This window comes from Breoghania corrubedonensis (assembly GCF_003053845.1).
Classification (GTDB): domain Bacteria; phylum Pseudomonadota; class Alphaproteobacteria; order Rhizobiales; family Stappiaceae; genus Breoghania; species Breoghania corrubedonensis.
Window position 1 is genome coordinate 65,133 of record NZ_QAYG01000010.1, and the last position, 20,213, is coordinate 85,345.

Genomic DNA, 20,213 nt, shown 5'->3' on the forward strand with positions numbered 1-20,213 from the left:
GGCCAAAGCGGCCCCCTTTTTCCTTTTTGCGGAGCGAACGCTTGGACGCTCAGGCAGCTACCGCCGCCCCACCCGCGACAAGACCGGTTGCCCGCAACAAAATGTGGCCCCCGACATTGAGCGCGAGCACGAGCGTGCCGAAGACCAGAGTCGTTGGCGCAAGCCCAATGGAAGCGGCAAGGAAGCCCGCTCCGATCGCCGGCACGCTCATCGCCAGGTAGGATTCGATATAGTAGACGGCGAGCAATTCAGCCCGCTCGTCGGCTTTCGCCAGGGGCAGCAAGGTCCGCATCACGCCGGAAAAGCAGGCGCCCCATCCCAGCCCCGTCACTACCGATCCGATTGCCAGCAACGCCAGGGCACCCGTGAACACACCGATAACCAGCGTCACGATGCCGACGCTGATGGCTGTCGTGCCGAAGGTCATGAGCACCACGGGCCGCTGCCCGCGCAAGGCCAAGACCGACAGTCCTCCGGAAAACATCAACGATGCGACGACCACACCGCCAAGAAACGGGGACGATATCCCGGTCGCGCGGGCAACGACGGAGGGGATGAGGGACAGGAAGAACCCGCCGAGCATCCAGATCGACAGGTTGGTTGGCGAGAGCAACACGAAGGCGCGGCGAGCGGACGCCGGAACGGTCACGCGCGGATCGAGCGCGGCAAGCGCGCCCGGCTTGCGGCGCACCGTCTCCGGCAAGCGCCAGATCATGCCGGCCTGAAATACGGTCAGCGCCAACAGCAGGACGTAGACGAGATGGCTCGGCGCCGGCGCGAAGGCCACCAGGGCGCCTGAGGCGAGCGCGCCAAGCCCCATGCCGCCAAGCGGAGAGAAGCTGTTGACCACAGGCCCCCGCCTGTAATCCGCATCGACCACGGCCGCTCCGAGCGATGTGGTGGCGAGCCCGGTGGCGACCCCCTGCATCAGCCGGGCTGCGAGCAGCGCGCCGCCGCTATCGGCCAGCAGAAACAGCACCATTGCGACGCTCTGCAAGACGAGACCGGCAAAGATGACGGGCTTGCGTCCGACGTGATCGGAGAGCGAACCGCCGACCAGAAGCGCCGCCAGCAGAGCAAAGGCATAGACGGCGAAAACGAGCGTGATCATCACCGGCGAGATGCTCCACATCTGCTGGTAGAGCCGATAAAGCGGGGTCGACGCCGCCGAAGCGGCCATGAACGTGGCGAAGGTGGTCGCATAGAAGACGAAGGATCCGGTGTCGACCGTCGGGCGTATCGAGCCGTTGGAGAGACTGGACATGATGCTTGGGCTCACTTAAAGCTAATTTGTTGCATTAGATATAGACCCACCGGAACACTAAAGCAAATTTTTTGCGTTAGTGCATTTATACCCCGTCCAACGGGGGAGGAAACCGAGTGAGCGACGGCGGGCGACAGAAGAGAAAACGCACATGACGGCAAAGACACAGACACGCCCGGGCGGGCGAAGTGCCCGGGTTCAGGCGAGCGTTCATGCCGCCGTTGAAAAGCTGCAACACGCCATGCCGCGCGACGCTGTGACGATCCCGGCGATCGCCGAGGAGGCGGGGGTCACGCCGTCCACCATCTACCGTCGGTGGGGAGACCTGCGGGAGCTTTTCGCCGATGTCGCAATCCAGCGCCTGCGTCCGGACAGCCCCCCGGCGGACACCGGCGGCGCGCGCTCCGACCTTGAGGCCTGGACGGATCAATATGCGGAGGAAATGGCCTCGGGGCCCGGCCGCAAGATGATTCAGGACGTGCTGATAAGCCAGGGGGAAGACGGCAAGGCATCGGCCTGCTGCGACATTACCCGCGCGCAACTGGAGCTTCTTGCAGAACGCGCCCGGGGTCGTGGCGAGGCGTTTCCCTGTGTCGACGACGTGCTCGACCAGGTGGTCGCGCCGATCATCTACCGTATTCTCTACGACCAGCCTCTGGACGAAAGCCGCTGGCGGCGCTTTATCGCGCGTCTTTTCGAAGAGATCGCGGACAAGGGATAGCCCCCGCCCCGATACCCGAAGCCTGCCGCATGGACACGCCGGCGCATGGCCCCTATCAGTCGTCCACCTGTTGGAGGAACACGATGAACCTTGTCCGCCTCGCCGCCGCTGTCGTCCTGGGCGTCGGCATCGCCAGTCCTGTGCTTGCCGCTCCGTCGCTACCCGAAGGCTGGCAATCAACGCTCAATCGCGACAATCCGCTCGTCGGCAAGATCTGGGCGGTCGACAGGAAGGCCTTCGTGACGCCTGAGGAAATGGCAGCGGATATCGGTTCCGCCCGCTTCGTGCTGGCCGGCGAGACGCACGACAACCCTGACCATCACCGGCTTCAGGCCTGGATCCTCTCCGCGCTCGCGGAGGGCGGACGCAAACCGGCGGTCGTGTTTGAAATGATCCCCGCCGACAAGGCCGCCGCATTGAAGGACTATCTCGCGAGCGATCCCAGGGACGCTTCCGGCATGGGCACGGCGCTTGCCTGGGAGAAGCGCGGCTGGCCGGCCTGGTCCATGTACCGGCCGATCGCCGAGGCCGCCCTTGCCGCGCACCTGCCGATGGCTGCTGGCGATCTTTCACGCGACACACTGAAGCGCTTCCGGAGCGAAGGCCTTGCCGCCCTTGGGGAGAGAACAGCGAAACACTGGGGGCTGGAAACGCCGCTTTCACCCGCCGGCCTTGAAACGCTGAAGCAGGATCTGCGCGAGGGCCATTGCGACCTGCTGCCCGAGCCCGCGCTGGACGCGATGGTTCCCGTCCAGCGCGCCCGAGACGCCTCACTGGCCGAGGGGCTGCTGAGCAATGCGACGCGCGACGGCGCGGTTCTGATCGCGGGGCGCGGGCATGTCCGCCGCGACATGGCCGCGCCGTGGTATCTGCGGGCGCGCGAACCCGGAGCCTCTATCCGCATCGTTGCGATGGTCGAAGCGGAAGATGGAGAGACAAGCCCCGCCGACTATCTGCCGGCTCCCGAGCTCTACGACTATCTCTGGTTCACGCCAAAGGCGGAGCGTTCCGACAAGTGCGCGGAACTGAAGGAGCAGTTCGGGAAGAAGAAGTAGTCGCGCTCGAAAACGGAGTGATACGGGCTTTCGCCGCTCACACCCCGAGTGCCGTTTTCAGGGTCTTGAGGCGTGTCCGGCTGACTGGCACGCGGTAAGGGGTTTCGCCGTCGAGTTCCAGAACCCCCTGCTCTCCGCGCCGGCTGAGTGCAGCCGCGTGCTCGAGGTTGACCAGGTGGCTGCGATGTACCCTCACGAAGCCCGCACGCCCCATACGGACCTCGATCTGAGAAATCGACAGCGCGCAGAAATAGGTGCGCTCCCCGTCGAAGACGGTCGAGTAGTGCGCATCCGCCCGCACCGCGTAGATGTCATCAGGCGCCAGCAGGACTGTCTTTCCTTCCTTGGTGACGGGTATGCGAAGCGCCGCCGGTGTTTTCCCCGATGTGTCGAACATCCAGGCACGATCCGGCCACGAACCGTCGACGTCCGCGCGCACAACCGCAACCCGATCGGGCAGCAAAGTCAGAAAGAAGATTGCGGAAATCGCGAAAGCGATGATCGCGACAATGATCGCCAGCATGTCGTTGGTCAGCGCCGGTGCCGTGAAGGGCACGACCGTGGTGATAGGCTCGAAGCTCGCCGCCAACATCGCCGTGTAGTGCATGCCCGAGATCGCTCCGCCGAGCGCTAGTGCCGAGGTCAGCAGCGCATACCCCCGCCCGCCCACGAAAAGCAGTCTCAGCCCAAGCATGGATGACCCCATGCCCACAGCGACGGATGCGGCGACCATGACCGGATCGTAAAGACAGGTGACGCCGGCAAGAGCACTCATTCCGATATAGTGCATGGCGGAAATACCCCCGCCCATCATCGCTCCGCCGAGCCCGAGACTGAGCCGGCCCGGGCGAATGACCGTGCAGAAGAAAAGCGCCGCTCCCACGGCCAGCATGGCGATCAGCGCGGAGACGACCGTCAACAGCACGTCATAGTCGACCGGCAGATTGAGGCGGATGGCCAGCATGCCGATAAAGTGCATGGCCCAGATGGAGACCGCGAGCGAAACCGCTGCCGCTCCCAGACGAATCTTCCATTGCAATCCGGTATGGTCCGCAAGCGTGCGGGCGAGAAGCAGCCCGACATAGCTGCCCTGAACGGCGATGACCACCGACAGGATCACGAGCGGAATGTTGTAACTCGTCTGCATCGAGCGGCGGGTCCTCCCAAACCCACCGGCCATATCGAGAACCCGCAATAAGGGTCCCAGTTACGGCCGGTTCAGCGCTCGGCCTTCGACGCGGCCCCCTTCCAAACACCCGCATCGCCTGCCCGGCCACACGATTGTTCCAGAAAGCAGGGTCCGTTTGCAACCCCGCCCTTTACGCAGAGGCAGTCAACAGCAGCCTTTCCGACGCCCTCGTCCTGAGCCACACTAATCAGGTGCAAGGCGCATCGAAGAGTGTAAAGAAAGGTACGACCAAGGAGACAATCATGTCCAGGCGACCCGAAGATCCTCGCCGCGGCGATCGCCGATGTTGTGAAGAGATCGAAACCATCATCGTTCCCCGCACTGCGGATATCGGCGGGCTCGAGGTTCATCGCGCCCTGCCTACTGCCAGGCGCCGAATGGTTGGGCCCTTCATCTTCTTCGATCAGATTGGTCCGGCGGAATTCATAACCGGGCACGGTCTCGACGTGCGCCCCCATCCCCATATTGGGCTCGCCACCGTCACCTATCTTTATGAAGGCGAGATCTTCCATCGCGACAGCCTGGGTTCGTCACAGGCGATACGTCCGGGCGACGTCAACTGGATGACGGCGGGACGCGGTATCGTTCACTCGGAACGAACGGCCCCCGGCATTCGCCTGGCAAGCTCGAAACTATTCGGCATCCAGACCTGGGTCGCACTGCCGAAGGAGCAGGAAGAGACGGCGCCAGCCTTCACCCATATCGACAAGGCGGACCTGCCGGTTCTGTCCGACGGCGGCACGAACGTCCGGGTGATCATCGGTGAACTCTTCGGCGAACGGGCCGCTACCCCCACCTATTCCGACACGTTCTACGCCGATGTCTCGCTTGAGCCCGGCGCGCAGCTTCCGATCGACGCGGGCTACGAGGAGCGCGCGATCTACACGCTTTCCGGAGAAATCGAGATTTCCGGAGAAATGTTCGGCCCCGGGCAACTGCTGGTGTTCAAATCTGGAGACAATGTGCGCGTCAATGCGATGACGCCCGCCCGTTTTCAGCTACTGGGCGGCGAGCCGATGGACGGGCGACGCTACATCTGGTGGAACTTCGTCTCCTCCTCCAAGGAGCGCATCGAGCAGGCCAAGGCGGAGTGGGCGGCGGGCAAGTTCGATATTGTTCCGGGAGACGAAGAAGACCTCATTCCACTGCCAGAATAGGCAGCAAGAGAGCACCTTCGCCCCCTCGCCAATCGACAGGCATGACATGTCCGACCAGTCTCTTCGCAAAGCCATTATTGCCACCTGCCGGGCGATGAATGCCTCCAGGCTCAATACCGGCACTTCAGGCAATGTCTCGGCGCGCACCGAAACAGGCTTCCTCGTCACGCCATCCGGTATTCCCTACGACGACCTCACGCCGGAGCAGATTGTCGGGATGGATCTCGACGGCACCTATGAAGGCGACTGGTTGCCGTCCTCGGAATGGCGCATGCATCTAGATATCTACCGCGCCCGCCCCGAAGCGGGCGCCATCGTCCACGTCCATTCGAGCCACGCAGCGGCACTTTCCTGTCTGCGGCTGGACATCCCGCCGTTCCACTACATGATCGCGGTCGCCGGCGGCCCGACGCTTCGATGCGCCGACTACGCCACCTTCGGGACCGCGGAACTGTCGCGAAACATGATCGCAGGGCTTCAGGGGCGCTCGGCCTGTCTGCTTGCAAATCACGGCCAGATCGCGTTTGGAGCGACGCTGACAAAAGCACTGTGGCTCGCCGGCGAGGTGGAGGAACTGTGCCACCAGTTTTTCCTCGCCACCCAGATGGCGGCAACGATGGGAAAGCCGCTCGTCATTCTCGACGAACCGGAAATGGCGCGGGTGATGGAGAAATTCACGACCTACGGCAAGCAACCGCGAGACTTCGCGCCGGGCGAGCACGCCGCGTTCGACGTGTCGGTGAAGAAGGTCTGACGATGCGGATCGGTCTGGATTGGGGCGGCACGAAAATCGAGGCCATTGCCCTTGGCGCGGATGGTGCGGAACAAATCCGCCGGCGCGTGCCGACGCCGCGCGACGACTACCAAGCCTGCATCGCCACGGCGCGCGATCTTGTTGCCGGCATTGAGGCGGAAACCGGCGAGACAGGCACGGTCGGCGTCGGGATCCCCGGCTCCCTGTCGCCTCACACCGGGCTTGTGCGCAATGCCAACTCGGCCTGGCTCAACGGCAAACCGTTGAAGCGCGACCTCGAGCACGCGCTGTCGCGCCCCGTGGGAATCGAGAATGACGCCAACTGTTTCGCGGTCTCCGAGGCGCGCGATGGGGCCGCTGCCGGGGCACACGTGACGCTGGCGCTGATTCTCGGCACCGGTTGCGGCGCAGGCATCGCCGTAAAAGGCCAGGCACTCTCCGGGCGGCAGGGGATTGCCGGCGAATTCGGTCACACGCCCCTGCCATGGATGAGCGGGCAAGAGTATCCCGGACCCGACTGCTGGTGCGGCCGCAGAGGCTGTATCGAGACCTTCGTCTCCGGTTCCGGGCTTGAGCGGGACTATCTCGCAGTCACTGGCGACAGGCTCACGGCCGCGGAGATCGCGACGTCGTCCGCACCCGAGGCACGCGCGGCGATCATGCGCTACGCAGACCGGCTGGCCCGCGCGCTCGCGGTGCTGATTGACATCCTTGATCCCGACGTCGTCGTGCTCGGCGGAGGCATGTCGAACGTCGAGCATCTCTACGAGCGGCTGCCCGCCCTCGTGGCTCCGCATATCTTCGCCGACGTGTGGTCCACGCCCATCGTCAAGGCTCGGCACGGGGACTCATCGGGGGTACGCGGCGCGGCGTGGCTATGGGATCAGGAAGTTTCGATCAGCCCCTCCCCGGTCAGCGGTGGCAAGACCATTGGTTTCAAAGGCGGCTAACCGGCCGGGTGATGGCAAATGCCGGTGGTCGGCCCCTCCGCGGCTACTCCATCATCGCGACGCGTGCCTCAGCGACGCCTTCGCGCTCCAGCACGTCTGCAATCCTGAGCGCGATATCCTCGCGCCATGGCGCGGTGACGATCTGGACGCCAAGGGGAAGCTTTTCACCCTCCAGCCAGACCGGGACGGAGACAGCCGGCAACCCGATGAAGGAAAACGGCTGGGTGTAGAGGCCGATATTGGGCTCCAGCGGAAGCGTCTCGCCATCGATCGAGATCGTCTCGGTGCCGAATTCGGGGGCGGAGAACGGCGTGGTCGGGGTCAGGACCGCATCGACCTCGTCGAAGATCTTCAGCACCTGCTCGTGATACCAACGCCGCACCCGCTGGGCCTGCATCGCCCAGGCGGAGGGAACGAGACTTCCCGCAATCAGCCGGTTGCGCGTTTCCGCCTCGAAATCCTCCGGCCGCTCGCGAAGACGGCCGAGATGCCGCGCGCCGCCTTCCGAGGCGGTCAGCACATAGGCGGCAAGACGCGCCTTTCGGGTTTCCGGCAGTTCCACATCCCGCTCGACGCCGAGTGTGCGCGCGGCGCGGTCGACGGCGGCGAGTGCCTGCGCGGTCGCATTCTGACGGAACCAGCCGCCAGCCACGGCGATGCGCAACCCGTCTACCCCTTCTTCCAGCGCCGCCTGGCAGGACATCAACGGGTGGCGCACGGAGACGGGATCTGTGGGATCGAAGCCGGCAATTGCGTCGTGGATGACGGCAAGCCCGCGCGCGGAACGGGCAAGCGGCCCGACATGATCGAAACTGGTGACGAACGGAAACGCTCCCACGCGCGAGAACCGGCCGTAGGTCGCCTTCAACCCGAAGGTGCCGCAAAACGATGCCGGAACACGAATCGAACCGTTGGTGTCGGAGCCCAGCGCCATCGGCACCACGCCGGCAGCAACCGCGGCTCCCGCCCCGGCCGACGAGCCGCCGGTCATCCGGCGCGGGTCATGCGGATTGCGGACATCGCCATCGTGCTCGTTTGTGCCGGTGAAGCCGTAGGCATACTCGTCCATGTTGAGCGCACCGATGAGCAGCGCTCCGGCCGCTTTCATCCGAGCCACCAGCGCCGCATCCGCGACCGCGGGCGGATTGTCCCGGTTGATCTTCGATCCCGCCCGGGTCGTTACGCCCTCGATATCGAAGAGGTTCTTGACCGCGTAGGGCAAGCCTGCAAGCGGGCGCACGGGCTCGCCAGCCACTATACGGGTATCGATCGTATCCGCCTCCTTCAACGCCCGTTCGGCGGTGATCTCGGTGAAGGCGTTGATACGCGGATTGACGGCCTCGGCCGCCGCGATGGCGAGCTTGGCCATGTCGAGCGCGGAAACCTCGCGCAGGCGCACGGCCTCGATGATTTCGGCGGTGGTGCCGAGCAGAGGATCGAGATGCATGGATCAGGCCTCGAAATGCCAGGCCGGTTCGGCCGCCTCGTCGAGCGTGAGAGTCGCGGCCTCGGCCGCAGCGCTCGCGATTGCCTCGAAATGCGCTCCCACGCCGTCACGCCACTGCGGCCGCACCGTAATCCCCACCGTTTCGGCAAGTCCCTCAACCAATTGCGACACGTCGTGTTTCTGCTGCATTCCGCACCCCAGGTTCGAACGTGACGTGAGCTTAACGTGTGCGAAAGCCATCTGTCACTGCACCATATGCATGAAGCGACAGAAGATGCCGCGACAATCTTGCGCGTCACCGACAAGGTCACGTCGCGAAGGACTACCCCAAGCCGGGGCACCCCTTCTTGCATGGCCGTTGCATCCCGTTCCGCTTTCGGGTATCCCAATCACCATGATCAACATGTGCGAAATGACGGGTTGGTGGTGGCGCCCCTAGGGTGGCCGCGACGACGCATGTCCGCATGCCGGTGACGACGAGGCCGCCCAGGGATCCCCCCTCGGGCGGCCTCGTCGTTTCCGGCCTTCCGATTTGCGCGATCCATGGCGGCGGAGAAGGAGTGAACGGAAATGAACCTTAAGGCTGATCAGCGCTTTGAAACGGCGGGCGGCATCACTGTCACGCGCGGCATCAGAGAGGCCGACTACCAGGCCGGCACGAGCCAGTGGATGGAGCGGCTCGACACCGAACGCGGTGCGGTGTTTTCTTCTTCGTACGAATACCCGGGCCGCTACACGCGCTGGGACATGGCGCTGGTCAACCCGCCGCTTGTCGTGGAATCAAGTGCCCGCACGGTGACGGTACGCGCCCTCAACGAACGCGGCCACGTGCTCCTGCCCGCGATCGGCCGCGCTCTGGGAAACCATCCCGACATCGCGGAGACAAAGGCCCTCGACGACGGGTTCGCCGCCCTCATCGCCGAACCGACGCGCTTCCTGCCCGAGGAACAGCGTTCACGCCAGCCTTCCACCTTCTCCATCGTGCGCGCCCTGACGGAGCTTTTCGCCTGCGCCGATGATCATCTGGGGCTCTACGGCGCCTTTGGCTACGACCTCTGCTTCCAGTTCGAGCCGATCACGCTCAAGCTGGACCGCCCCGCCGACCAGCGCGACCTCGTGCTCTACCTGCCCGACGAGATCCTCATCGTCGATCACTACGGCCGCAAGGCGCATGTTCTGGAGTACGAGTTCGAGACCGATGGCAAGTCAACCATCGGACTGGAACGCTCCGGCGAAAGTACCCCGTACCAGCCGGCGAACGCGGATCCCGGACGCGGCGATCACGAACCCGGCGAGTATGCGGGACTGGTGCGCGAGGCGATGGCCTACTTCAAGCGCGGCGACCTTTTCGAAACCGTGCCCGGACAGACGTTCTACGAACCCTGCCCCAATCCGCCCTCGGCGGTCGCCCGCCGGCTTCAGGCGATCAATCCCGCCCCCTATGCCTTCTTCATCAACCTCGGACATAGCGAATATCTGGTCGGCGCCTCGCCGGAAATGTATGTCCGCGTGACCGGCGGACGTCGGGTGGAGACGTGTCCGATCTCCGGCACCATCCGCCGGGGACGAAACGCCATCGAGGACGAGGCGCAGATCCGCAAGCTGCTGAATTCGAAGAAGGACGAGGCGGAACTCACGATGTGCTCCGACGTCGACCGCAACGACAAGTCGCGCATCTGCGTGCCAGGATCGGTGCGCATGATAGGGCGGCGGCAGATTGAGTTGTATTCGCGCCTCATCCATACGGTCGATCACATCGAGGGCATGCTGCGCGACGACATGGACGCGCTCGACGCCTTTCTCTCACACACCTGGGCGGTGACGGTGACCGGCGCGCCGAAACGCTGGGCGATGGAGTTCGTGGAAAACCACGAGAAGTCTCCGCGCGCCTGGTACGGCGGCGCCATCGGAGCGGTGCTCTTCAACGGCGACATGAACACCGGCCTCACGCTCAGGACTGTGCGCATCAAGGACGGCGTGGCGCAGATCCGTGCCGGCGCGACGTTGCTCTTCGACAGCGTGCCGGAGGACGAAGAAGCCGAGACGGAGTTGAAAGCCGAAGCCATGCGCGCGGCCGTGCGCGAGGCGGGGCTGGCGCTGCACCCGGCCGCTGCTGCGCAGGCGGCCCCCCAGCCTGGCGAAGGTTTGAAGATCCTGCTGGTCGATCATGAGGACAGCTTCGTCCATACGTTGGCCAACTATTTCCGCCAGACTGGAGCCGAAGTCGTCACCTACCGCTCGCCGGTGGCCGACGCGGTTTTCCACGACGTCAATCCCGATCTGGTTGTGCTGTCGCCCGGTCCCGGCAATCCACGTGATTTCGATTGTGCCGCGACGATCGGCCGGGCGCGGGCTCGTGGCCTGCCGATCTTCGGCGTCTGCCTCGGCCTGCAAGCACTTGCGGAGAGCTTTGGCGGAGAGCTCGGCCAGCTCGACATCCCAATGCATGGCAAGCCGTCTGCTGTCCGGTTTGAACAGGATTCCCTGCTCTTTCACGGGCTCCAGTCGCCGGTCGTCGTTGGCCGTTACCATTCGCTTCACGCCAAGCGGGAGACGCTCCCGGCCGAGTTCCGCGTGGTCTCGGAAAGCGAAGACGGCACGGTCATGGCGATCGAACATACACGCGAGCCCATCGCGGCGGTGCAGTTTCACCCAGAATCGATCATGTCGCTCGGCCAGGAAGCCGGCCACAGGATCATCCTGAACGTGGTGGAAGGGCTGGCGCGAAAGAGAGAACGGGCGGTGGCGTAAGATCGCGTGCGGCGACAGCCTCGGGTCACGCGACCTTACGCGTCACGAGCCCCGAACCGGAGCCGCGCGCTCCGTTGTCTTTGCCCGCAAGAAGACGCCCAACCCGCGCCCGAGAAACACGCCGCTGAATGTCCCGCGCAGCAACGCATGGACAATGGTGGTCGTTGGCGCGGCAGCAAGACCGGGATCCATGGCGTGCATCACACCCATGACGTAGTTGACCAGAAAGATCGCCACGATCAGGACGAAGCCGGTCCAGCTTCCCGGCAGCAGGACAGTTGCCGGAGGACCGGGGTCGACCTCGATCGCCATACGGTTCGCCAGAACCACACCGCCCCCCGCACCCGCGACGAGCGATACGATCCAGACGAGATCGCTTGTGCCGCTTGCCGCGCTCCCGGAACCGCTCAGCGAGATCAAGAGCATGATCACCGGCAAGACCAGCGACGCGGAAATGCCGGTACGTCGCGGACGTGTCGCCTGGAGCCCGCGAAAAAGCAGAAAGGCCAGAAGGGGCCAGACCCAAACTGGCGTTCCCGCAATGATTTCAAGTATGATCATGTCGATTGGTCCTTCACGTTGCTGAACCCGAATGAATGGATGCGTTTCGAGACATCTCGGATATCAGCGGCGCTTTTGCGAGCACCATTGCGCGAGCGGGGAATTCTGTTTCGTGAATGACACGACTGCACAATCCGCGTTTCGCAAATGGTACAGGCTCCTGAGATCATCGCGTTTCTGGGAGATCGTCGCCGTTGCGGCCATCGTCACGCTCGCCGGCAATATCTCCTTCAGCGCCCCGATCGGCGAGACCGCAGCCCTTATGCTTCTGCACTTTGCGATTGCGGTGGTCAGTTCTACGGTCGCATCCTTCGGGATCGTTTTCGTATCCACCATCTTGAGCAGGCGGCTCGCTGTCATCCCCAGATTCGCGCTCGCCGGGCTCGTCGCGTCGCCCGCGGTTTTCGGCGTGGTGTTCGTCCTGATCGCCATCGCTCACCGCACCGTGCCGGACAGATCCGCAACCCTCGACCTTCTCGTCAGCGTCACCATCATCGTGACCGCGATATCTCTGGCAATCGCACTGTTTGAAAGCCGGGGGGAGAGCAAGGCTCCCACGCCCCTCTCGGTCGAACCATCGCAGCCGCAGTTCGTGAAACGCCTGCCTGTCGAACTCGGACAGGACCTCACTCGGCTTTCCGCCTGTGATCACTATGTGGAAGCCTATACGCGGAAAGGACACGCTCTGGTGCTGATCCGCTTTTCCGATGCGCTGAAGGAACTCGCCGAGGAAGACGGCCTTCAAATCCACCGCTCCCACTGGGTGGCGCGCACGGCGGTACACAGGCTCGTCAACGAGGGCCGCAGCCTGCTGGTCGAGATGGAGGATGGCGCACGCCTTCCCGTCAGCCGGTCTCGTCTTGCCGCGGTGCGGGCCGAAGGCTTTCCCGTGGACGGAAAAGACACTCGTCCACCGGCTTAGGATGCGCCCGCCAGAAGGCCGGCAACAGACCCCGGGCGGATACACGGAATACGTTTTCGACCGGATCGGCTTCGATCCGGTCGAAACAGGCTCTCGCACTGCGCATAAGGTTCACGTTCAGATATTATCATTGTGAACGCAGATGGCTAGGGCCCCGCTACCGCGGCGCCATGCGGATGGCACCGTCGAGGCGGATGATCTCGCCGTTCAGCATGTCGTTCTCGCAGATCGACTTCACAAGCCGGGCATATTCCGCCGGCTTGCCGAGACGCGAGGGGAACGGCACCTGCTTGCCGAGGCTATCCTGAACCTCCTGCGGCAAGCCCATCAGCATCGGGGTTTCGAAAATGCCCGGCGCAATCGTCATCACGCGGATGCCGTACTGAGACAGATCTCGCGCCACGGGCAGGGTCATGGCGGCGATACCGCCCTTGGAGGCGGAATAGGCGGCCTGTCCGATCTGGCCGTCGAAGGCAGCGACGGAAGCGGTCGACACCATGACGCCGCGCCCACCGTCTTCCGTCACCGGATCGAGCGTGATCATGCCGGCGGCCGAATGTGTGATGCAGCGATAGCTGCCGACAAGATTGATGGCGATGGTCTTTTCAAAAAGATCCATCGAATGCGGCTGGCCGCGCGAGACGGTCTTTGCCGCCGGGCCGATGCCGGCGCAATTGACCAGGATACGTTCCTGCCCGTGGGATGCGCGGGCCGCGGCAAAGCCTGCAACGACGCTTTCCTCGCTGGAGACGTCCACTTTCACGAATTCCGCGCCGATGTCGGCGGCGGTTTTCCTTCCCTGTTCCTCGTTCAGGTCGAACAGGGTGACCTTGACGCCGGCTTGCGCCAGCATCTTCCCCGTTGCCGCGCCCAGACCAGAAGCCCCGCCGGTTACCACTGCGGCGAGCGAACCATCCAACTGCATCTATATCCTCCCGGAAAGAGAATCCGACCGGCCGGCCGGATTGTGAATCCACCGACAGCTTGCAGGTCAACGACGCAGGGTCAAGCCATGCCGTCGCGCGACATCGTCAATGCGGTGCTGGAAGAGCCGGATGGTTCGACCATGATCGGCGCGCCTTCGCCGCGAACCAGCAACGCGACGTCTATAGGTTTGTCGAGACCGGCAATGGTCACGTTCCGCCGCACCTCCATCGCCTTTATCCGGACCCCCTGATTCAAGGCAAGCTCATAGGTATCAGCGGCGGCGATGGCGCAAGTATCGAACACCTTGTTGGCGTCCTCCAGCTTGGCCGCAAGGTTCACAGGCCGCCCTATCACGGTATATTCCAGTCGGTCGGCAACCCCGACGATGCCGATGGTCAGAGACCCGGACGCAACCGCCACACCAATGCGCAGCTTTCCCGGCCAACCCGCTTCCGCGAAATCGGATTGCGCGGCGTTGACCACTGCGACAACCTCTATTGCGGCGGCCAGCGCATCGGCGGCATAGCTCTGGGAAGGGGCGATCGCGCCGAAGGTTGCGAGAATGCCGTCACCAAGGAACTTGTCGATCCGTCCGCCCCGACGCTGGATGACCGGCACCGCACATGCCTGATAGCACCCCAGAATGCGCATCACCGCTTCGGGGGGCAGTTGAGCCGCGGCCTGGGAAAAGCCGCGGACGTCGACCATGAGCACAGCGGCTTCAACGACCATGCCCTGCCCCACCTCAACCTCGGTATTGCCATTGATGATCGTGCGCGCGACCTCGGGCGCGAAGAAGCGCTTGAGGTCGCTGGCCGCCAGATGATTGCGGATCGCCTCGAAGAAGATGCCTCTAGCGCGCGACAGTCCGAAGGCGAGAAGCAACGTTACGGCGAGAATTATGATCAGCTTGTCGAGCTCGGCACCGATCAGGATCGAATTGGACGTGAGATAGCGCACGTAATTGCGGGTCACCAGCATGTGCTCGGGATCGGCCATGACCGCATAGCCGACAAGTCCAACCCATCCCAGAGCCGCGACAAAACCCGCGGTCAGCACAAAGCGCGGATCGAGCCTGAGCGCGCGCAAGGCAATGAACAGGAACATGTACATCACGGTCGGCGCCTTCAGATAGAAGGTCGGATGCTGGTTGTACTGGATGTGGAAGGAAAAGATGATACCGACGAGCAGTAGCATGTCGGCGACAATGGACACATTGAGCGCCCAGCCGGGCAATTCGCGCCGATAGGACAGGCCGAGCCGCCAGACCGTGAACAGAAAATAGACGCCAAGGGCCCAGGGAACGAAATTGAAACCCGAGGCTCCTTCCGCGCGCGGTGCGATCGAATAGAGAAGCGCGAAAAACAGGACGACACCGAGCTGTACCCAGCCGATCAGACGTTCGGCGGCCGCATCGCGTCGAACAATCTCCTCCGCCATTCGCGTTGGAATCGTCTCGGGAATCGCTTGTTTGCGAAACAGTCTCGGGACCAGCGCCATGATGGCACCCCGTGCTTTGTTCGCGGGCCACGATTTGCGTCCGCTTCCTGTTCAGACCCAGGGTGTTCTCGCTGTTGTTTTAGGATCTTTTACGAGGGCGCCCCTGAAGTCCCGCCCCCGAAAACTGGTTTGTGGCAATGAAAGGCGGGTTTGTACGCCCCGTTAAACCGTATCGCCTAAAGTACGATCGTCTCGCCTTGAACCGCAACACGTCCGCCCGGATGACGGACCGACACCTCTGCCGCGATCCGGTCGAGCGCATCATCGTCGCGTGCCGGATCGTGATGAAAGATCACCGGCCGCTTCACGCCCGCCTTCTCTGCCAGCCGCAACGCCTCCTGCCAGGTGGAATGCCCCCAGCCGCGGAACTTCGGCAGTTCATTGTCGCAATACATGGCGTCATAGACCATGACGTCCACATCGCGCACAAAAGCCGCGACAGCCTGATCGATCGCGGGGTCGCCATGCTCGTGATCGGTGATGATCGCGATGGAACGTCCCTCGAAGGTGAGCCTGTAGCCACAGGCCCCGCCGGGATGGTTCAGCCTCGTGGTCGCGATCTTCACGTCACCCAATGACCATTCGTCGCCTGCGCCAAAGGTTTCGAAGGTCACCGCCTTCAGCGTCTCGGCGGCGACCGGAAAGATCGGCGGCGACATGATGCGTCCGATCACCTCCAGCAGGCAGCATTTGTTGGCGAAATGTCCGGCCCAGCAGCGCACCTGGAAACCCGCGTCATAGGCGGGCTGGAAGAACGGCAGTCCGCAAATGTGATCGAGATGCGTGTGCGTGAACAAAAGATCAATGTCGCGCTGCTGGTGTTCGACAATAGAGCGCCCAAGCTTGCGCGCGCCCGATCCGCAATCAACCAGAATGACCCTGTCACCAGCGCGAATCTCCAGAGAGGTGGTCTCCCCCCCGTAACGCAACGTCTCTGAACCGGGTGTTGGCGTAGAGCCACGCACGCCCCAGAAACGCAAGGAAAATTCACGCGCCAATGCGGCAAACTCCTGCCTGACCGCAGATCTCGAGCGGCTCATGGCCCCTTCGGTATCCACACGCCCCGTCACACGTCCCTATCGGGCAGCGATCTCCGACTGCGAAGTCGCTGCCCCCTGATCTTGTCACAAGAGCCCAAATCGGCTGCTGTGACAAATTCAAGTTTTGCCTTTTGCGCCCCGGTCTCCCCAATGAACTGGGCAAGGGCGCCCCGTTCCGCTCCGAAAGCGCCCGTCGGGCAGGGCACTCCCCTCAGTAACGTCTGGTCCCCGCCTGTGCGCCGGAAACACTTTTCCCGACAGGGTGGGCAACGAACCAACCGTATCATTATCCATTTGAAGCATGCGTATACTAGCATCGCGATGCAACAAGTCTGTGATCGGGATCACACCCCGGGCGTTCCCGCATGAGACATCTGAAGGGAAAGCCGCCATTTGCCGTTTATGTGAGCCAGCGCGCGGAGCCGACGCGTGCTGCACGGTCTACCCGGCGGCCTGATCGGCCAGAATTGCGGTCGCAGTACTGAGGTCGCGCGTCGTCTTCTCCAGTCGCTGCGCCAGCGCACGCATAACCTCCAACGCCATTTCCGGGAATTCCTTCAACAACTTAAGGAAACTCTCCTTGGAAATTGTCAGGACATCCATATCCGAAACGGCGACCAGCGAGGCGGTGCGTGGCACATCGCACAGAATTGCGATTTCGCCGACGATATCGTTGGCACCGACCTGAGCGACGACCTGCTCGCCGCTTTCCGTCGTCACCACGACGTCCGCCTCGCCCTTGAGGATGATGAAGGCGCTATCGCCGCGCTCGCCCTGGCTGCACAAGTGCTCGCCGGAGCGGAAGCAGGTTCGCTCGCTAATGAAAGCGAGCAACCTCAACTTCTTGGCGTCGATTCCCTTGAACAGGGGAACCCTGCACAAGGTGTCTACTTCACTATCTATCGTCATGGGCAGACCTCTTGTCGACCAGTGAGAACCGGTTGCCGACCAGATCGCTTCCGTCCGGAGGCCCCGGGTTCAAGAACGGCCGTTTCGCATTTGAGTGATACCTGATCATCCAGACAACCCAACCAATCGGCTCTCATTGGCGTTGCCTGTCGGGCCGAACCATACATGCGTACCGAGGAGTATCCCCGATTGAGACATCGAACTACAGGCATTCGCGATGCAGTCCGCCGCCTCATTGCAGACTTCCTTGTGTCAGCGGTTCCGCTTCCTCGATGCGCGGCCACTGCGGAGCGTTCAGATCCTCCACGCGCCCGTTGTTCAAGGTCACGCTAAACTCGAACTCCGATCCGACCTGGGGATCATCGCAGCCGAAAAGAAGGGTTCGTCCCTCCATCGCATCGCGGATCGCGTCACGCAGCGTCCGGTCGTGGGTATTGGCGCCACTCGCTGGCCCGTCGACAATGAGAATATAGGGTTTTTTCAGCAAGGCGCGGGCAAGAGCGACTTTCTCTCTCTGACTGCCGGTCAGCCGCGAGCCGGCGACACCAACATTGTAATCCAGACCGGCCTTGAGGATTGGCTCGCGCAATTCCATTTCGTCGACCATCTTGCCGATGAAGAACTCGATCCTCTCGCGCGCATCGCGCCGATCGCCGCGCGGCTTGCCGAAAATGAGGTTGTCCTCAATAGAGAGCGGGGTCACCCAGGCGCCGCGATCGAACAGCACGAACTTTCCGCTCGCGGTGCCGACCCGCTCGTGGAAGGCTTTCCGAGCCTGCACGATCTTCGCCTCGACTTCCTCATCGACCACCCCGAGACGATGCTTGGCGGGCACAATCTTCAAGGCGATGCCGATGAGCAGTCGCGCGTCCGCATCGGGCAGTTCGCCGTCGCCCGAAGCGCCCTTGCGCAGGATGCGCTCGACATCCGGCATCTGGTCGGAACCGATGAAAGAGAAGCTCTCCTGAAGGCTTGATTCCGCAGACAGGCTTCCAAAGAGCTCAACCATGGTTTCAGCCGTCTTGCGGCCTATGGAAACGAGTTCCGGGTGCAGTCCGCTCTGCTTCAGAAACGCTATGAAGCGTTCGTTCTGGGGGATCTGACCGATGGAGACCGAAGGGTCTGCGGGCAGGCCAAAAAGCAGGTTTTCGGCGACCGAAGCGCTTCGATTGAAGCGGTCAATGTCCCACAACTCGACCAGGTCCCCGAGTTTCGGATCGGATTTCACCCGCTCACCGATCGCCGCACGCAGTCCCAGCATGCGGTCTTTCAAGGCCGCATGGCCGTCGAGACGCGCCTGGAGCCCCATCCGATAGACATCGTCATCAAGTCCGACTTTCGACAGAACATCGATGGCGCTCTGCTCCAGGGTCTCCCGATCAACGGCGCCCGCAGCCCGATAGTCCTCCCATTCGGCGGATACGTCGAACGGGGAATTCGACGTTACCTCAGCCTCCGTGCGACGGTAAGCAATGTCGGGGAGCGCGCCTTCCACCGCTTCGGCAACGGTCACGGGGCGATGGCGCAGGCCGTAGTAGAGATTGTCCCGCAATGTACCGGAGAAGATGTGCGCTCCTGAGGCAACATATCCGATGAGCCTGCCCAGAGTGGCCGCGGCCAGAGCGTCAATGTTGCGTCCACCGATCTCCACCCGGCCGCTATCGGGCGTGAGCAATCCCGCGGCGAGCAGCAGAACCTCCGATCGCCCGGACCGATCGTCTCCAACGACCGCACAATGGGCGCCTAGCGGCACTTCCATCGTCACCGCCTGCGCCTCGGGACGGCCACCCCCTTCGGAGAACGAGACGGAGGTCATGGCGAGCGGTCCAGCCAGTTTCACCACTTCGTCGCTCGTCAGCCGCTCCAACGGATAGAGATCAGGCAGATCGAAGTTCTCGATCACGGTCTGGTACTTGACGCTGCAATCGGCCTGGGTCTGGTAGTAGGCAAGGAGTTCCTTCCAGGGGCCGGCCAGATCCTTGTAGGCCGCCAGCACCGCCACCAGGGCACCGAAGCTGATATTGCCCTGGATGACCAGATATCCGCCGATGGAATAGAAAAAGAAGGGAGTGAGCTGGTTGATCAAGTTATTGATGAACTTGATCATATACTTGCGCTTGAAGATCTCGTAGCGGATCGTGAAATTGGTGTGCAACCGGTTTGACAGATCCGCCAGATGCCACGCGGAGGTGTCGTTGGCGTGAATTTCGTTCACGCCGTTGATACCCTCGCCCACCCTGTCGGCAATGGAGCGCACGTTACGTACCCGCTGGCGCGCCAGCACGACCACCCGGCGCTGCAGCTTCGGGATCAGGTATCCCTGAACCGGGTAGAGCGCGACCGCCGCAAGGCCGAGAAGCGGATCCTGCACGAATATGAAGGAGAGATAGACCAGCAGCGTACCGCCCTGAAACGCCGGAACGGCAATCGCATCGCCGATGAACCCGCCAAGGTCCTCAACCTCCGACGTGATCATCGGAATGATCTCGCTCGATGAGACCCGACGGAACTGCGGCAGACGAAACCGCAAGACGCGCTGGAACAGCTCGTAACGCAGCCGCCGCAGCATCCGCTCGCCCGTCAGCCCCTTGTAGACGTTGAGCGTGTACTTTACGCCATTGTTGAGAATAACAAGCCCAAGAAAAGCGAAGCATAAAACAAGCAGATATGGGATCTGATCCAGATCGAATCCGGCCACATTGCGCGGGAAGCTTTTTCCTTGAATGGCATCGTTCACAATGAGCTTTGGCAATTCAAGCATGATATAGAGCAGCGGGAAAGAGAGTGTCGTGATCAACATGATCACGACCTGCTGCCTTTTGCTGTAGTTCCAAATGAAGCGGAACAGACTGCTTTCCATAGGTGCAACCTAGAAATAAATAGTAGTTTTCGCCGGATTTCGGCACGATCGACTGACGGATGACACGACAGCATAACGGGCGGATACCGCCTATCATAGTTCTGGACGCAAAACAGATGGCTGGTCTAGAGTGAAATCGAACCTTGGAACGCAGGTCGCGGTGAAGTGATCCATGCTTCCCGCCACGCACGCAAGACAGTTCGGAC

Annotated in this window: 17 protein-coding genes; 7 read left to right on the plus strand and 10 right to left on the minus strand. The window is 62.6% G+C overall.

From position 1 onward, the window contains the following. Positions 1-49: 49 nt before the first annotated feature. Entirely contained in the window at positions 50-1,264 is a 1,215-nt protein-coding gene (locus C8N35_RS19820; RefSeq protein ID WP_107991468.1) for an MFS transporter, read from the minus strand. Positions 1,265-1,415: 151 nt separating this feature from the next. Between C8N35_RS19820 and C8N35_RS19825 the strand changes: the two genes are divergently transcribed. After that, positions 1,416-1,985 (plus strand): TetR/AcrR family transcriptional regulator, encoded by a 570-nt coding sequence (locus tag C8N35_RS19825; protein WP_107991469.1) that lies wholly within the window; start codon positions 1,416-1,418, stop codon positions 1,983-1,985. An 83-nt stretch (positions 1,986-2,068) separates the two neighbouring features. Continuing rightward, on the plus strand, positions 2,069-3,040 hold the full coding sequence (locus C8N35_RS19830) for a ChaN family lipoprotein (RefSeq protein ID WP_170122186.1): 972 nt from the start codon (positions 2,069-2,071) through the stop codon (positions 3,038-3,040). Between the two features lie 37 nt (positions 3,041-3,077). Here C8N35_RS19830 and C8N35_RS19835 read toward each other — a convergent pair whose 3' ends face one another. Further along, on the minus strand, positions 3,078-4,187 hold the full coding sequence (locus C8N35_RS19835; RefSeq protein WP_170122187.1) for an MHYT domain-containing protein: 1,110 nt from the start codon (positions 4,185-4,187) through the stop codon (positions 3,078-3,080). A 284-nt stretch (positions 4,188-4,471) separates the two neighbouring features. On the opposite strand from C8N35_RS19835, the gene C8N35_RS19840 reads away from it, so the two are divergent. Genes C8N35_RS19840 through C8N35_RS19850 form a run of 3 tightly spaced genes read left to right on the plus strand, consistent with a single transcriptional unit; the run spans position 4,472 to position 7,090 of the window. After that, positions 4,472-5,386, plus strand: coding sequence for a pirin family protein (locus C8N35_RS19840; protein WP_107991472.1), 915 nt, complete (start codon positions 4,472-4,474; stop codon positions 5,384-5,386). Positions 5,387-5,432: 46 nt separating this feature from the next. Next, complete coding sequence (locus C8N35_RS19845; RefSeq protein ID WP_107991473.1) at positions 5,433-6,140, plus strand: class II aldolase/adducin family protein; 708 nt, start codon at positions 5,433-5,435, stop codon at positions 6,138-6,140. A gap of 2 nt (positions 6,141-6,142) precedes the next feature. Beyond that, positions 6,143-7,090, plus strand: coding sequence for an ROK family protein (locus C8N35_RS19850; RefSeq protein WP_107991474.1), 948 nt, complete (start codon positions 6,143-6,145; stop codon positions 7,088-7,090). A gap of 43 nt (positions 7,091-7,133) precedes the next feature. On the opposite strand, the gene C8N35_RS19855 is transcribed toward C8N35_RS19850, so the two are convergent. Then, a complete protein-coding gene (locus tag C8N35_RS19855; protein ID WP_107991475.1) occupies positions 7,134-8,537 on the minus strand; it encodes an AtzE family amidohydrolase in 1,404 nt (467 codons plus the stop codon). Between the two features lie 3 nt (positions 8,538-8,540). Beyond that, on the minus strand, positions 8,541-8,726 hold the full coding sequence (locus C8N35_RS19860) for an AtzG-like protein (protein WP_170122188.1): 186 nt from the start codon (positions 8,724-8,726) through the stop codon (positions 8,541-8,543). Positions 8,727-9,107: 381 nt separating this feature from the next. Here C8N35_RS19860 and C8N35_RS19865 point away from each other — a divergent pair, with 381 nt between their 5' ends. Continuing rightward, entirely contained in the window at positions 9,108-11,288 is a 2,181-nt protein-coding gene (locus tag C8N35_RS19865; protein WP_107991477.1) for an anthranilate synthase, read from the plus strand. A 42-nt stretch (positions 11,289-11,330) separates the two neighbouring features. Here the strand turns inward: C8N35_RS19865 and C8N35_RS19870 are convergent, their stop codons facing one another. Next, positions 11,331-11,849: a DUF6622 family protein gene (locus tag C8N35_RS19870; protein ID WP_107991478.1), complete on the minus strand. Its 519-nt coding sequence runs from the start codon at positions 11,847-11,849 to the stop codon at positions 11,331-11,333. A 112-nt stretch (positions 11,850-11,961) separates the two neighbouring features. On the opposite strand from C8N35_RS19870, the gene C8N35_RS19875 reads away from it, so the two are divergent. After that, positions 11,962-12,771: a LytTR family DNA-binding domain-containing protein gene (locus tag C8N35_RS19875; protein WP_170122189.1), complete on the plus strand. Its 810-nt coding sequence runs from the start codon at positions 11,962-11,964 to the stop codon at positions 12,769-12,771. 157 nt (positions 12,772-12,928) lie between these two features. Here C8N35_RS19875 and C8N35_RS19880 read toward each other — a convergent pair whose 3' ends face one another. From C8N35_RS19880 to C8N35_RS19900, 5 genes are all read right to left on the minus strand, one after another. After that, entirely contained in the window at positions 12,929-13,696 is a 768-nt protein-coding gene (locus tag C8N35_RS19880) for an SDR family NAD(P)-dependent oxidoreductase (protein WP_107991480.1), read from the minus strand. A gap of 80 nt (positions 13,697-13,776) precedes the next feature. Further along, a complete protein-coding gene (locus tag C8N35_RS19885) occupies positions 13,777-15,138 on the minus strand; it encodes an adenylate/guanylate cyclase domain-containing protein (RefSeq protein WP_210203619.1) in 1,362 nt (453 codons plus the stop codon). Between the two features lie 236 nt (positions 15,139-15,374). Continuing rightward, the gene (locus tag C8N35_RS19890) at positions 15,375-16,196 is read right to left on the minus strand and encodes an MBL fold metallo-hydrolase (protein ID WP_245926873.1); all 822 of its coding nucleotides are present in this window, start codon (positions 16,194-16,196) and stop codon (positions 15,375-15,377) included. 483 nt (positions 16,197-16,679) lie between these two features. Further along, positions 16,680-17,147, minus strand: a complete 468-nt coding sequence (locus C8N35_RS19895; RefSeq protein WP_107991483.1) for a cyclic nucleotide-binding domain-containing protein — start codon at positions 17,145-17,147, stop codon at positions 16,680-16,682. A gap of 232 nt (positions 17,148-17,379) precedes the next feature. Then, positions 17,380-19,947 (minus strand): ABC transporter ATP-binding protein/permease, encoded by a 2,568-nt coding sequence (locus tag C8N35_RS19900; protein WP_210203620.1) that lies wholly within the window; start codon positions 19,945-19,947, stop codon positions 17,380-17,382. Positions 19,948-20,213 lie beyond the last annotated feature (266 nt).